General features: G+C 33.9%; 13 protein-coding genes. 4 read left to right on the top strand and 9 right to left on the bottom strand.

What is annotated here, in order from left to right:
• Nucleotides 1–4 precede the first annotated feature (4 nt).
• Entirely contained in the window at nt 5–1,093 is a 1,089-nt protein-coding gene (locus GM3709_RS02010) for a glycosyl transferase (protein ID WP_066115790.1), read from the bottom strand.
• Nucleotides 1,094–1,496: 403 nt separating this feature from the next.
• Between GM3709_RS02010 and GM3709_RS02005 the strand changes: the two genes are divergently transcribed.
• The gene (locus GM3709_RS02005) at nt 1,497–2,018 is read left to right on the top strand and encodes a hypothetical protein (protein WP_231937603.1); all 522 of its coding nucleotides are present in this window, start codon (nt 1,497–1,499) and stop codon (nt 2,016–2,018) included.
• 14 nt (nt 2,019–2,032) lie between these two features.
• On the opposite strand, the gene GM3709_RS02000 is transcribed toward GM3709_RS02005, so the two are convergent.
• Together GM3709_RS02000 and GM3709_RS01995 are read right to left on the bottom strand one after the other, a co-directional pair.
• Nucleotides 2,033–2,611 (bottom strand): triacylglycerol lipase, encoded by a 579-nt coding sequence (locus GM3709_RS02000; RefSeq protein WP_066115787.1) that lies wholly within the window; start codon nt 2,609–2,611, stop codon nt 2,033–2,035.
• Between the two features lie 172 nt (nt 2,612–2,783).
• Nucleotides 2,784–3,866, bottom strand: coding sequence for a PIN/TRAM domain-containing protein (locus GM3709_RS01995; protein WP_066115785.1), 1,083 nt, complete (start codon nt 3,864–3,866; stop codon nt 2,784–2,786).
• A gap of 142 nt (nt 3,867–4,008) precedes the next feature.
• Here GM3709_RS01995 and GM3709_RS01990 point away from each other — a divergent pair, with 142 nt between their 5' ends.
• On the top strand, nt 4,009–4,650 hold the full coding sequence (locus GM3709_RS01990; RefSeq protein WP_066115783.1) for a DUF4335 domain-containing protein: 642 nt from the start codon (nt 4,009–4,011) through the stop codon (nt 4,648–4,650).
• Here GM3709_RS01990 and GM3709_RS01985 read toward each other — a convergent pair.
• The 5 genes from GM3709_RS01985 to tpiA form a co-directional block, all read right to left on the bottom strand.
• Nucleotides 4,647–5,861 carry a CCA tRNA nucleotidyltransferase gene (locus GM3709_RS01985; RefSeq protein ID WP_066115781.1) on the bottom strand — a complete coding sequence of 405 codons (1,215 nt, stop codon included), beginning with the start codon at nt 5,859–5,861 and terminating at the stop codon, nt 4,647–4,649. The genes GM3709_RS01990 and GM3709_RS01985 overlap by 4 nt on opposite strands.
• 92 nt (nt 5,862–5,953) lie before the next feature.
• Entirely contained in the window at nt 5,954–6,466 is a 513-nt protein-coding gene (pgsA, locus tag GM3709_RS01980; protein WP_066115779.1) for a CDP-diacylglycerol--glycerol-3-phosphate 3-phosphatidyltransferase, read from the bottom strand.
• Between the two features lie 76 nt (nt 6,467–6,542).
• Nucleotides 6,543–7,661, bottom strand: a complete 1,119-nt coding sequence (locus GM3709_RS01975; protein WP_066115777.1) for a branched-chain amino acid ABC transporter permease — start codon at nt 7,659–7,661, stop codon at nt 6,543–6,545.
• Between the two features lie 109 nt (nt 7,662–7,770).
• On the bottom strand, nt 7,771–8,640 hold the full coding sequence (folP, locus tag GM3709_RS01970) for a dihydropteroate synthase (protein ID WP_066115776.1): 870 nt from the start codon (nt 8,638–8,640) through the stop codon (nt 7,771–7,773).
• 267 nt (nt 8,641–8,907) lie between these two features.
• On the bottom strand, nt 8,908–9,633 hold the full coding sequence (gene tpiA / locus GM3709_RS01965) for a triose-phosphate isomerase (protein ID WP_066115774.1): 726 nt from the start codon (nt 9,631–9,633) through the stop codon (nt 8,908–8,910).
• Between the two features lie 244 nt (nt 9,634–9,877).
• On the opposite strand from tpiA, the gene GM3709_RS01960 reads away from it, so the two are divergent.
• A complete protein-coding gene (locus GM3709_RS01960; RefSeq protein ID WP_231937602.1) occupies nt 9,878–11,518 on the top strand; it encodes a mechanosensitive ion channel in 1,641 nt (546 codons plus the stop codon).
• A gap of 254 nt (nt 11,519–11,772) precedes the next feature.
• Here GM3709_RS01960 and GM3709_RS01955 read toward each other — a convergent pair whose 3' ends face one another.
• Entirely contained in the window at nt 11,773–13,143 is a 1,371-nt protein-coding gene (locus tag GM3709_RS01955; protein WP_066115769.1) for a family 10 glycosylhydrolase, read from the bottom strand.
• 286 nt (nt 13,144–13,429) lie between these two features.
• Between GM3709_RS01955 and GM3709_RS01950 the strand changes: the two genes are divergently transcribed.
• Complete coding sequence (locus GM3709_RS01950) at nt 13,430–15,370, top strand: mechanosensitive ion channel family protein (protein ID WP_231937601.1); 1,941 nt, start codon at nt 13,430–13,432, stop codon at nt 15,368–15,370.
• Nucleotides 15,371–15,413 lie beyond the last annotated feature (43 nt).

Below are 15,413 nucleotides of genomic sequence, written 5' to 3'. Positions count from 1 at the left end.
CTTTTTAACTTACTGATTTATTAAAAAAATTAACGATTTCTTGAGCAATAAATTCAGTACCATTTTTGTCGATTTTACTATGACTTTGAGGAGGTAATAATTCTGTTTTTAAGAAGTCCCAATTGCCTTCAAAAAACTCTTGATAATTGACTATTTTATGATAACTATAATCTTTTAAACCTTGTAACAAAATTTCTGCTTCAGCAAAACCTTCTCTTGTCAAACTAATCAGAGGAATATCTAAACGGAGACTTTCAGAAAAAGTACTAAATCCGGGTTTAGACATCACTGTACCACACAAGGGCATAAAGTCCACTGGTCGATCGAGCTTATTTGTAATTTTAAGAAGATTAGGCAAATCAGGAGCATTATTAGCAAAAGTGATAAATTGCCAATCAGGAAAACGACTCAAATTTTCGTAAGGAATCGCTTCTATTCCTAAACCGCCAAAAGTGAGCAAAATAGTTTTTTCTTTGTCAGTGGTAATATTAAATTTTTCTCGTAACTCCGATTCACTATAACGAGGGATTCCACCAGTTAAACCCACATTTTCGACGAGTGGAAAACTTCTCATTTCTTCCGCTAAAGGTAAACGAAACAGACGTTGACATTTTTGATAACGATTAGTTAACCAATCGGCAATCTCGACAAAATCCCCACCCCAATCACGATAGATAAAATCCCAACCAAAATTACTCATCATCCAGCAAGGAATTCCAGCTTTTTCCCCAATACTTGCCGCCATTGCTGGAATATCAGCTAAAATCAAGCCAACTTTATTGATATTGATAAATTCTACTTCTCCTGCCACTATCTCATTCTCTCGAAGACGATATTCTGTCATTTTTTTCCTCGTAGCTTCTAAATCCATAGTTAAACTATCTGATTGAATAACTCCTACATCAAAAGCACGATAACGATAGATAAAATCACCCTCAATATAAGACTCTAACAACCATCTGGGTGCTGTTGTTACCAATACTAATAATATGTCAGAATTTAATCTTTGTATTTGTGATGCTATAGTCGTCATTCTTACTGCGTGTCCAAATCCATGATTCGTGATAGCGAGATATAAAACAGGTCGAGACATGAGAGAATTTAGTAATTAGGAAAGAGAAATTAGAAATGAAAAATCATTAACTAATTATTGTCAAGGTAAAATCATAGCTTATAACGACGAGGTTAATATTTAGACTTGATCGTCTTTGGTAGCAGTATAAGAATTATACGATCGAATTTTCTTCAAATATGGATATATAGCATTCCTAAATCATTTGTGAGAATTTTAGCTGTTAGCTTTTAGCCTTTTTTCGATTAAAGAATAAGTAATCAATTACTAATGTTGGCGAGAAATTTAACTTCACAATAGGTGATAACTAATTGCTAATTAAACATAATTATTTCTGACGACTCATATAGGATTGCGATAGTGAGTGTTTTTTTTTGCTGATTGATATAGAATGAACACTGTCTTACTATTAATCAATTAAAAAATGGTGAATGAGAGTTTAAATCATATTCGACAAACGATTATTTTAATTAAATATTATAGTTTTGATTTACATAGTTATAAGATCATAGAACTAATTATAAAATGGACAAAAATTTATCCTCATCATTGGTTGCCGTTGGGAGTAACAGAGGCTATTTATCAAGGTAGATTAAAAGCTATCTCTGTAGAACAAATTTTAAATATTTGGTTAAAAAAAGGAGAAGTTAATCAAAGTTTCAACTATGAGTTTTCTTGTTTAATTAAGCCTGATGCTTTTTTCTCTTATCAAGAAGATCAAGAATTAAAGTATTTTTTTACTAATGTTAATAGTCAACAAAACTTTGATATTTTTACTGTTAACAAAAAATCAGAAGAATTATTAAAAGATCGAGTAATTAATATGGATAAAATTGATAAAAGCTCGATCGAGGAGCACGAGTCATCATTGAATAATTTTAAACCCTTAGAAGATTATTCCCAATGTTTTCAAAAATTAAAAGGTTTTATTGCCATTAAAAATTAATAAAAAAATTCTATTTAGATGTTTAAAAAAGAGTCAATTTTAAGGAAAACTCTATTATCACTTAACATCCATTTATGAATTAAAACAGGCACCCTTACTTCTTTTCCTAGATTCAACAGAGAACTTTTTGCGGGAATAATCATAGTATCAAAAGGAGTCCATAAAGTTAAACATTTAATTTTTCCTAATGTCTCTTTGACATCTTGATTTAAGTCTTGTAAAAATTTACTATAAGGACGCATTTGTAAAATACCTTTTAAAGGTACAAAATAAGCTAAATTAGTACCATTATTCGGAGCAGAAATACTGATGTATTGATCGACTTTTTCTAATCCATTAAGTCGTTGAAGATAATAACGAGTAACTAATCCACCCATACTAAAACCCAATAAAATGATCTTTTCTTCTGAATTGAATTTAGAGTCAATATATAGTTTAACTTGTTGTGCTAAATCCCGTAAATCTGCGGTACCAAAATTGGGAATTAAATCAATAGTATAAATTGTATATCCCTTGTCTTGAAAATAAGATTTCATGGAATTAAATACATTGCCAGTATCAGTAATACCATGAACCATTAAAATAGATTTCATTCAATAAATAATGACTTAAAATGATAGACTTCTTCCCAATTTATTGATACACAAAAACTGTCAAATTTCTTTGTTTTTCTTTGCTAGAAAATCTGAGACTTGACAGTTAACTTTTACGCCTTTGCGTCTTTGCGAGATATTTTCTCTTCTCGACTTATTTGATAAGGCATTTTTAAGAAATAACAGCAGAAGCATTAGTCTTGGCAAAAATCATTCTTCCTGCGGAAGTTTGTAAAGCGGATGTGACGATAACTCTCATTTCCTCTCCTACATGGCCATTAGCTTCTTCTACTACCACCATTGTACCATCTTCTAAGTAACCAATACCTTGACTTGGTTCTTTACCATGCTTAAGAATTTTTAAGTCGATATAGTCACCGGGTAGATAAATAGGGCGCACAGCTTGAGCTAAATCATTAACATTAAGTATTTCAATTTTTTGTAAACTAGCAACTTTACTTAAGTTAAAGTCATTGGTAATTAACATGGCGTTAATATCATGGGCAAGGTGCAATAATTTAGCGTCAACGGTGGTGACATCTTCGTATTCTTCGGGATGAATAACAATTTTTTCCGGGTAAGTCTCTTGCATTTGATTAAGAATATCTAAACCTCGTCTGCCTCTGACTCTTTTTTGATCATTGGTAGCGTCTGCTAATTGTTGTAATTCGTTTAAGATAAACTGAGGGATTAAAATTTGTCCTTCAAGAAAACCAGTGGCAAGGAGTTGTTGAATACGCCCATCAATGATACAGCTAGTATCAAGGATTTTAGTGGCAACGGGCTTTAATGTGCCTTCAGCGACTAACATGGATTCGATACTGTTGGGGTTAATGAGTCTAAGAAATGTGCGCCCATGAGCGTCAGCTAAGGAAACACCTAAAACTGCGAACATGATACTACCTAGTATTGCCATCATGGGTTTAATAAAACTGAAATTACCCGGTATCGGTAGTAAAAAAATAGGTGCTAACATTAAATTCGCTAGAAGTAATCCTATCACTAGACCGATCGCTCTGGTAATAATAACTTCGATGGGAGTTTTACGAATTTTTTGCTCTAGTCTTCTGTAGGTGGTTTGGGCGACTAATCCTAATGCTAAACCGATAATGGAGGCGAATCCGGCGGCTAACCATCTTAATGCTTGAATATTGGATATTTGATTTTGTATATCATCGGGTAAAATTTCAATAAGGTCAAAACCAATTCCGGCAAAAGCTAAAACAAAAATACTAATAATAATTACGTCAATCATAAAATTTGATCCTAATTTTGGATACAGATTAATTTATTATAATCTTTCGATCGATCCTAATCTGTTAAGTAAAGTTAATCTGCAATCTATTTTAACTTTTTTGTCGGTTCGGTTTTCACTAATTCACTATTCACTGTCCATTATGAGTAATACTATCCATCGTCAATATATTTCCCCAAATTGTGTACTATCGTTACAAGGTTTTAGCGATGATAATAATGATGTTATGTCTGTGCTAACTCAAGCCGAATGTCAAATAGTTGGTCATACTACAATTTTAAGCGGAGGTTTGGTTTTTGTTGAGAATTTAATTAAAGCAGTTAGTGCTTATTCTCAGGAATTGTTAAGCGGTTTAAGTCATTCAGGGCAATCTACTGATGATCAATATATTTGTTTGCGTAAATTACCAGAAAAAAACCGTCATCTTTTGATTTGGCAGGAAAAAAAAGAAGATACAAATAATCAATTAGAGATAGAGTTAAGTACTATTCAATTTTTTGATTTATTGGACACGATCGATCAACTTTCTGTAGATAAATATACTTTACCTCAATTAGAAGATAATCTCTATCCTTTATCTCGTCGTTACCGTCAAGGAGATATTTCAATTGTAGAACAATCGACACCTTTAGCATTAGGATTTGTAGGTTTAGCTTTAGCTTCGATCGCATTATTTATGATTCCTAATCCTAGCACCATTAAAGACCCGAATCAAGAACCAAAACCAATCCCCAATAACAATACCCAAGTTATTCCGCCTTCTCAAACTCCCAATGGCAATTAACGAAATTTTTTAACCCATTGTAAAGCATCATCTTTAGTGTTAATTTTTCCTTCAATGTAAGCAATTGAAATATCTGTTAAGAGTTTGCCAATTAATGGGCTAGGGGGTATTTGTAAAGATTCCATTATCTCTTTTCCCGTCACCAAAGGTTGAGGATGAGCCACTATATCATTATCATCTAAATATCGATCGACTAGCAGAATAATCAATTCTGAGTCAATATAATGGGCATGGGCAAAAATTGCTAAAATCGGCAAAATATCTCCCACGGCAGAAAAGAAAAAATATTGATCTGCTAAATTTGTGGCAAAATCTTTTTTTAGGAGAGAGGGAGTATATTTAAGTATAGTGGTGACAGATTTAATGTCTTGACGAGAGTATTTTAGGTTAATTAACTCTTGTTCGGCATTTTCTGGGTTATTGTCAGTAAAACAGGCTAATTTTGCATTCTGATAATAACTAGGAGTAATAGACTTAAATTCAAGCCATTTTTCTTGAAACCATCGAGCAGAATTATCTATATTGGTAAGATAATTGATTTTAGTTTGGGAAAGATAAGGATGACGGATAGATAATAAACCATCTCGAAAAGCCTCTGTTAGCCAATAACTACCGTTTTCACTGGCGAAAAGATACTCTAACTCCATGTTAATTCTTTCCTTCGCTACCTTACTTAATAAAGAAGTTAATTGTTGAATAGTGGCACGGGTAGCTGATTCTATCGTAAAGTTTAGTTGACAAGCCTGTCGATAGCCTCTTAGTAGTCGCAGAGGATCATCTTCTAAGTTTTTTTGGCTTATCATTCTCATTATCCCTTTATTTATATCTTCTTGTCCGTGAAAGGGATCAATTATTTCTTGTTTTTGGCAGTGAAATGCGATCGAGTTGATAGTATAATCTCGTCTAGCTAAATCTACATTGATACTATCCCCTTCTTGATTCGCAATATCAACAGTAACATGAGGAAATACTATTCTAGCAATATGTCGATCAGCATCTAGTACCACAAAACCAGCATTAGACAAATTAGCAATATTTTTGGCAATTTTAATCGCTGAATGAGGTAAAACAAAATCCAAGTCAATAGATTCTTTTTTTCTTTGCAATAATACATCTCTCACTGCACCACCAACTAAATAACAGTCATCAGGTAACACAGTTAAAGGAAAAGGCAAATTATCAATAATAAAGCTATGTAAGCTAGTTTGCATTTAAGTAGAATGATGAGAGTAGATAAGACAGTTAACAGTTGATAATTCTCAATTGATTTTTATAGCTTTCCGATTTATTCAACAAATCATAATTATTCTCGAATATAAATAATTCCAGAAATGATAGTTAATATCACCGACACCCAAAAACAAATTAAACCAATAGTTTGCCAAATACTAGATAAAGGAATAATCAATAGAGCGATCGAAGTAATTTGTACCACAGTTTTTAACTTACCCCAAATATTTGCGCCAGAAATACTATTTTTTTGACTTAATTGAGGATTAACTCGCCATCCAGCAATCACAATTTCTCTGACGAGAATAATTAATACTCCCCAAGCTGGAATAACTTGTCTTTCAATGAGGATAAGTAAAGGAGTTATTACTAGAATTTTATCCGTTAGAGGATCTAAAAATTTACCTAATTCGGTGATTTGATTTAATTTTCTAGCTAAATAGCCGTCTAACCAATCTGTCAAAGCGGCAAGGATAAAAATACCAAAGGCTAACCATTGAAAAATAATTGATGGTTGATATAACAAATAAATAAGAGGAATAACTAAAACAATCCGACTAAAAGTGATGGAATTAGGAACATTCATTATATTTAATTAGGGGTTGCTGAAAAAGTTTTTCGGTAGGATGCAGGTATTAGGTATTGGGTATTGGTACTCATTTTTACCTACCAAGAGATAATTCTTGTTTTTTACCTAAAATTCCTTGAGGGCGCCAAATCATTAATATCATTAAAATTAAACCGATAATCATGACTCTTAATGCACCGACTTGAGAATCGTTGATAATATCAGAATTGCTGAAGATAAAACGGGTTAAAGAGTCGTAACCCCAAAAAATAATTGCACCCAATATCACTCCTGCGTTATTGCCTGAGCCACCTAAAACGACTATAATCCAAGCATTAAAGGTTAATAAGGGTTCAAAACTGCTAGGATAAATGGTAGTTAGTTGCCAACTGTAAAACGCACCTGCTACACCTGCGATCGCACCTCCTAACATAAAGGATTGTAGTTTATACCAGAAAATATTTTTACCTAACGCTTTGGGAATTTCTTCATCTTCTCGAATAGCTTTTAATACTCTACCCCAAGGAGAATGGACAAGAAGATCTAAACCATAATAAACTAAAGCGAGGATAATTAAGATCAATAACATTAACCCTGCTTTGTAACTATAATTATAAAGGGCGATCGAGCCATTGATATAAACTAGAAGAATAAAAGTAAGAGCGATTCCTCCCCAAAGATAGATACTTAAACGACTAGAAGGCTGAAAACTTTTACCTTGAATCTGTCGGTTGAAACCCAACTGTTGACGAAAATTTCTCCATAATTGCCACAAGACAAAAGCAGTTAAAAGAGTTAGTAAGAAAATCATGGAAATTTTCCCGAAAAAATTAGGCTGAAATTTCCCAAAAGGTAATGGATAACTTTGCACTCCAAAAGTACCTTTTGTTAACCATTGTTCATTTTGTACGATTAAACGAATTAACTCTGATACTCCGATAGTGACGATCGCCAAGTAATCTTCTCGTAGTTTTAAAGAAGTTAAACCAATTAGTAAACCGAGGGCAGAAGATGCGATCGCACCTAACATTACTCCTATGATTAAAGGTACACCTTTCAGGGCTAATAAGACTGTAATATATGCACCCACCGTCATAAAAGCTACATGACCAAAATTAATTAATCCCGTAAATCCCCATTGTAAATTCAAACCTAATGCAAACAAAGCATAAAGACTCGCTGATATAGTTAAAAAAACTAAATATTCAACCATTGACACTCTCACACACTAAAAATCAATGATCCATAATAACCTGAGTTCGATCGATAATTTGATAGTTGATAATTGATCATGAAAAATTACTCATTCTAAATAGAGAATTTTAGTAACTATTTTTAGTCAAAGCATCAGTAACTCTAATTACATCGTACATTTCACTGACATCATGAACTCTTAAAATATCTGCACCCTGAGTAATAGCATAACTGCAAGTTGCGGCAGTTCCCCATATTCTTTCTTGGGGATTTTCTCTGTTTAAAATTTTGCCAATAAAACTCTTACGAGATGTGCCTATTAATACTGGAAAACCTAATGTTTTAATCTCTGTTATATTTCTGAGAATTTCTAAGTTTTGTTCATAATTTTTAGCGAAACCGATACCCGGATCGAGGATAATATGCTCTTTTTTGATTCCTAATGTTATTGCTTCTTCAATTCTTTCTTGCAAAAATTGCTTAATTTCTCCGATTAAATCTTGATAATCTGTCAAGGTTTGCATAGTTTTAGGAGTACCTTTAATGTGCATTAAAATAATTGGTACTTGCAGTTTTGCTACCGTTGACAACATGGTGCGATCGTGAAACGCCCCTGCGCGATCGAATGTTCCTCCAGAAATATCATTAACTATATCTGCCCCTTTTTCAATAGATGTTTGTGCTACTATTGCCCTAGTGGTATCGATCGAAATAGGTATATCAGAAACTTCTCGTATTGCTTTGATAATCGGAATAACCCGTTCTAATTCTTCTTCTAAGGTAATTTGTTTCGCTCCGGGGCGTGTGGACTGCCCACCAATATCAATTATATCAACACCTCGATCGATCATCATTTGAGCTTGTTTTAAAGCCGTTTCCAGATGATTAAATTGCCCTCCATCACTGAAACTATCAGGAGTTACATTTAAAATTCCCATCAAATAAGTACGACTTCCCCAGATAAAACGATGATTGCGGATAATTAAAGAATCAGACATTTTCAAAAAAAATAAGGAATGAGGAGAGAGGAGTTAGGAATGGTAATAGCAAGGTATTAGTTGTTAGGTATTAGGTAAATAATTGATCAAAAACTGTTGTGCAGTTAAATTATTGTATCTATTGGATGATTTTGTATCTGTTTTTCTGTTAATGAAATTGGGAATTAAGGAATGAGGAATGAATTACACAGCTATTAGAATCACGTTCAATAAATTAAACTTTTTTTATCCATTTTCAATTCTCAATTCTCAATTCTCAATTCTCAACTATTGATAGTTTACTAAGCGGGCAAAGCTAGAAGCATCAAGACTTGCTCCCCCTACCAACGCACCATCAATGTCAGGTTGTGCCATAATTTCATCAACATTACTAGGATTCACAGATCCACCATACTGTATAGTGACATTTTTATTAGTTAACTGAGAACGAATTAAAGCAATTACTCTATTTGCTTCTGTCGCTTCACAAGTGTCACCAGTTCCGATCGCCCAAATAGGTTCATAAGCAATGACAAGACTATTTTGATCTACATTAACTAAACCTTTTTGTAACTGATTCATAATAATATTTTCTGTTTCTCCTGCATCCCGTTGGGTTTTACTTTCACCGACACAAAGAATGGGAATTAAACCATATTTTTGAGCCGCCAACAAACGACTGTTAACCGTTTCATCGGTTTCTCCAAAATATTGACGACGCTCACTATGACCGACTATTACATAATTCATCCCAATTTCTGATAACATAGCACCAGAAACTTCCCCAGTAAATGCACCTTGATCAGCCCAATGGATATTTTGAGCACCAAGTTTAACCCGACTACCATGTAAATTTTTAGACATGAAATTTAAACTGGTGAAAGGCACACACAATACAACTTCTCTTGTTTCGGTGGTGTCTTCCAAATGGGGTAAAAAAGCCTGTAAAAATTCGAGAGACTCTCCTTGAGTCTTGTGCATCTTCCAGTTACCAGCAATTATAATTTTTCGCACTTTTACTCCTAATTTCTGCTATTTAGTTAATATACTGTTCTTATGCTCTAATTCTTAAAGTCTGGACATTATTTAATGAGCATAAGTATCAAAAATACAATTCTATAATCGATCGGTCTTTTAGGCAATTACCATTAACCAATTATTCATAATTAAAGACGTAACATTCAAATAAAATAAGCAATTCCACAGAATTTATAAATGTAGAGTATATTGAAAGCAAATAAACAAATAAAATAAGATCATGATACTAACGGATTATCCACAGAATTTCAATGTTCTTAATCTATTTGCACAAATGCAACGAACTCCTTTCGTGGAAGATTCTTTGCAAGGAAACTTAGGCATTACTCTTGTGAATGTCGGAAAAGCTCTTTTAATCTTGATTATTGGTTTAATTTTTGCCAATATCGTTAAAGGGCAAATCAAAAAATGGTTAAAAAAGACTGATATTGATAATCGTTTTAGCACAATGGTTGTAGGCGATCAATCTGACAATGATCCTCTAATTCCTACGGAAAAATGGATTTCAGAAATTGTAGGTTGGATTATTACTCTGTTTGTCATCGTTGCTTTTCTCGATGCCTTAGAGTTACAGTCGGTTTCGCAACCACTAAATCTTCTTTTAGGTGAAGTTACCAAGTTTTTACCACGCATTGGAGGAGCATTACTTCTAATTCTTTTGGCTTGGGGTGTTGCAACGATCGTTAAGTTATTTGTCACCAAAATCTTAACTCAATTTCATCTGGATGAAAAGTTAAATGCCCAAGTGAAAGAAGATGACACCGCAACCATTACTGATAATGAGCCAATTGCTCTGAGTGAAACTATCGGTAATGCTCTTTATTGGTTTGTTTATCTCTTATTTTTACCTTCTATTCTCAGCATTTTGGAGTTAGAAGGTACTTTAAGCCCATTAAATGAATTGGTTAATGACATTTTGGGAATACTCCCTAATGTTTTTGCGGCGATTATTATTGCCTTTCTGGGTTGGATTGTTGCCCAAGTTGTTAAAAAAGTAGTTGTTAATCTCCTTACCGCTATTGGTGCTAATAATATCGGTGCTAAATTTGGTTTATCTACTACCAACAGAAAACAATCTTTGGCTTATATCATCGGCTCTGTGGTGTATGTATTAGTGTTAATTCCCATCGCTATTACTGCCCTTGATGCTCTGCAAATTCAGGCAATTTCTACACCGGCGATCGCCATGTTAAAGCAAGTTTTGGATATTTTACCAAAGCTATTTGCCGCTATTGTTATCATTGGTTTAGCCTATTTTGGTGGTCAATATTTGTCCGAATTAGTCATTAATTTTTTAACAACCATCGGTTTTAATAATGTTTTTGTCTGGTTAGGAATAACCCAACCTTCAAGACGATTTGTTAACTCAGAGCAACTTATTGATGAAATTCCCATTAATAACACTCCTATTAATAAAACTCCTGCAGAAATTGTAGGCTCGATCGTTTTAGTCAGTATTTTGTTAGTAGCTTCTTTGACTGCTGTTGACATTCTACAAATTGACGCTTTAAAACAAGTCGTTGCCTTTGTGTTAGTTTTAGGTGGACAAGTTTTAGTAGGAGTAATCATTTTAGGCATTGGTTTATATTTCGCTAATTTAGTGTTTAAACTAATCGCCAATTCTGGTAGTCATCAAGCCCGTTTGTTAGCCCAAGTTGCCCGTATTGCTATTATTGTTTTAGTTTCCGCTATGGCTTTAGAAAGAATCGGTATTGCACCTAATATCGTTAATCTTGCCTTTGGTTTACTCATGGGAGGCATTGCTGTGGCGATCGCCCTTGCCTTTGGTTTAGGGGGAAGAAAAACGGCAGATAAACTTCTGCAACAATGGTTAGAATCTTTTAATAAAAAATCAATTTAAAAAACAAATTTAGGAGTTACGTTACGAAAAATCTGTGGTTTTGAGATTCAGAGCTTGTTGAGGAATAACAGAATCTCGTTATTCGTGCGTAAGTCCTATGTCTTCAAATGATAGTCATTTCAGTTAAGTTTGAGACAATTTGTCAAGCTGAAATGTTTATTTCATAAAAATTATAGAATCTGATAATGTCTAATTTATAGTATTTTTATAGTATTGCTATACCGATCAAAACGAAATAATAGAGTAGCAAAAAATTAATCTATTATGAGAATTGGTTCACTTGTTACATTAGTTGGATCAATACTTGAATCAATAATCGTGGAATTATTCGGAGTAACTCCATTGCTGGGATTAACAGGATTACTTGGCTTAATGGGATTAACGGTATTTGTAGAAGTAACAGGATTAGTTGGATTGTTCGGCTTAATTGGATTAACCCTTGCAATACGATGGGATTGATAGGGAAATAGATATTGAAAACTAGATTTTCGTTCGCTCCTTAATTCAGGAGTTGTACTCCACATACTACCATAAAAAAAGAAGGCAATTCCCAGTCTTTCCTGTCGAACGGCGAGAGTTTTTTCCCTAACAAATTCGATTGGTGTTACACGGTTTGGTAATCCTGTTAAAATAGCGATGCCTACTGGTATTTTTCCTTTGGCTTCCCTGATTTCTGGCTTTGTAATTTCGCTCTTAAAAACAGCAAAATCCGATCGATATACTTGAATAATTAACTCATCAATCAAGTCTTTTCTTACCCAGTTTAACCAATCTTGCAGAAAAGAATTATAAGATGTATTGTAAGGATTTGGGGAAATTGACAGGATTTTATTCGGGTTTTTTGCTTTGATTGTCTGGTTAAGTTGTGCGACAAACTCCGTTAATTTATTAGCACGCCAACGCATCCAATTGGCCTCTTTGTAATCTTTGGGAGGCTCTAAACCCGTCTCTTGGCGATAAAGATTGGTTGTATAAGTATCATAACCAAGTTTTACAGGTAAACATAAATGATCATCAAATTGAATGCCGTCAATATCATAAAGGTTAACAACTTCCATCACTAAGGCAGTAATAAATTTTTGTACTTCAGGATGAAAGGGATTAAGCCAAACCACTTCTCCAGCTGCGCTATAGGTGCTTTGAGTGCCATCTTGAGCTTTGGTTAGCCAGTTAGGATGTTTTAAGGCTAATTCTGAGGAAGGAGGCGCCATAAAACCAAACTCAAACCAAGGTAAAACTAACATCTTATGTCGATGTGCTTCTTCTATCAATTCCCCTAAAGGTTCTTGTCCTTGTAATCCTTTATGGACAAATGGTTGTATCCGTTCTTCCTGTGCCACTTTACTAGGATAAAGGGCATAACCAGAATTCCACACTACGGGATAGATAGTATTAAAATGAAGGGAAGCAAGATTGGCGATCGCCTCTTTCATTTTCGGTCGATCAAGTAGTGTATCAGTATCACTGGTAGTTAACCACACTGCTCTAATTTCAGGGGTATTTTGAGAAAAAACCGGGACATTCCAAACACTGATTAATAAGATAGTGAAATAAGAAGCAAAAAATAAAGATAAAAGTTTTAATACACGCAAAGATAACCATTGAGAAAATACAAAACTACTCATTGATAGACTTTTTTCTATAGTTAAAAAGAATAATATTTGTGCTATGCTATCATAAGATGTGTTTAGTTGACTGCTTAACCTGAATTATTCATGAACAAAAAAAATCAGAATTAAGACATCAATTAACGATCAATAATAGACCTCTTGTAAAACTAAAATAAGTAATATATTTTAATTATTTATTACGATAAAGTCATCTCTAAACATCTGTTAATATATCAGTTGAACCTATAGAGATTTTAGAATGATGATTCGCAAAATAAGTCAATACTGTCTTATCTTTTTAATGAGTTTCCTTTTTTGTGTAGGTTTTAGCCCTCAAGTATCGGCGGTAATACCTTTTACTCCTAATTTGGAAAGCCCCACTAATCAATTACCTGAGACTCCTACTTGGGATTTAAACCGAGCCAGAAACTGTGGTAGATTCGTCTGTAGCGATGTATTTTTCTATGGTAATAGAAGATGGTATAAAGATTTAATTACCCTTGCTTCTGCTAGAGATAATCGCCCGATTCGAGATGTCTCTTTTGAAATTGAGCAACGTTCAAGATTAGTACAATATATTTTTAGACAAATTTTTGAGAATATTAGCACATCTAATCAACTAGGACAGACAGAGGTGAAGGATTTAAAATTTTGGGTGTTGACATCAGGAAAACCAATCCATCCTCTTACTCCTATTGTTGATGTGGGATATGAAAATAATCAAAATGTGATTTTTATGGCGCCTAAACCAGAATTAGGATTAACTCAACAAACTATCCTGACGGTTACGGGCATTGATGCAAGGGCAAATAATACGAATGTTGAGGATTTAGCACAGCAATGGCGTATTAAAGTTAGAGACTCCTTAAGTGAAGCAATTTGGGGCTTAGAAATGGATAGACAACTACCTTTTTTACGGTTACAAGTCTCGGTGATAACGATTATTTGTGCATTAGTTTTTGTCTTTATTATCAGAATGTTTCAAAAGTTAATTTTCAGACACCGAAACAGTCTTCTTTTAGAATTGAAGGAGTTAGAACATAGTTTAATTGTAGATGCAGAAGCGATCGCTACGGATAGTTCTATTTCTTACAATGATAAAAAGTCTCAACATCCGAAAGAATCTAAAGTTGTAGAGGAAGATAATGGTAATAGTTTCCAAAATTTTCTTTCTCGGGGTATTGATGGCAGTCGCAAGTTAATTCATGATGGCGTGTCGTTATCGGCAAAATTGTTGCCGAAAAGTATCAGAAAAAAACAAAACATTATTCGACAGCGCATTAATATTGTTGAGTTGATAATGAGTCTTTCTTTTTTGAGTCAAGTTACTATCTTACTATTTACTATCGGCTCGATCGCATTTACCTATCGGGAAACCCGTTTTCTTTTTAATCTTTTCTTTCTTCAAGCGTTGCTATTTCCTGTCATTTGGATATTGATGGTTTTTTGTGATAAGTTTGTGGATTTTTGGATTGATTATGCTTTGAATGAATGGGCAAAAGAACAACAAGAATTACACCCTGACTCTAATCGCCCAACTTTACGCATTAATACTTATTCTCCCGCACTTCGAGGTGCTACTACTGTATTTTTTACTGTCTCAGGTATTTTTCTGTATTTATCCTTTATCGGTATCAATGCACGTCTATTAACGGGGGCAGGAGCGATCGCTGTAGTATTTGCTTTCTTATCTCGTAACTTATTAGAGGATATGCTTAATGGTATTCTCATCTTTGTGACCGATCGATATGCCGTGGGAGATGTGGTAAATATTAATAGTATGGGAGGTTTAGTGGAAAAAATGAACCTTTATACTACTTCTTTAAGGGATTTAGACGGTAACTTAACGGTGATTCCCAATGGTAGAATTAACACTGTAATTAATATGACTAAAGATTGGTCAAGGGTTAACTTTACCGTGGAGGTAACTTGGGATACTGACTTAAAAGGAGTCGTAACCATTTTAAAATATATTGGTGAACAAATGTATGATGATCCTCAATGGCGAGAAAAGATGCTCTCTCCTGCGGAAGTTTTAGGACTCGATCGAATCAATTACGAGGGCATTATGATTAGAGTACTAATTAGAACCAAACCCATACAACAATGGGATGTTGGCAGAGAATATCGTTGGCGCGTCAAAGAAGCCTTTGATTTAGCCGGAATTAAAATTGGTGTACCACAAACTGAAATATTGCATCGTCCCTCCGAAAATAATATTATTCCCTCACTTTATAATTAGGACGCATCTAAGTTTGCTGATTCAGAGAGGGAATAGGAAATAG

Origin of the sequence: Geminocystis sp. NIES-3709, from assembly GCF_001548115.1 — a bacterium.
Classification (GTDB): domain Bacteria; phylum Cyanobacteriota; class Cyanobacteriia; order Cyanobacteriales; family Cyanobacteriaceae; genus Geminocystis.
This window is presented reverse-complemented; position numbering and strand designations above follow the sequence as displayed.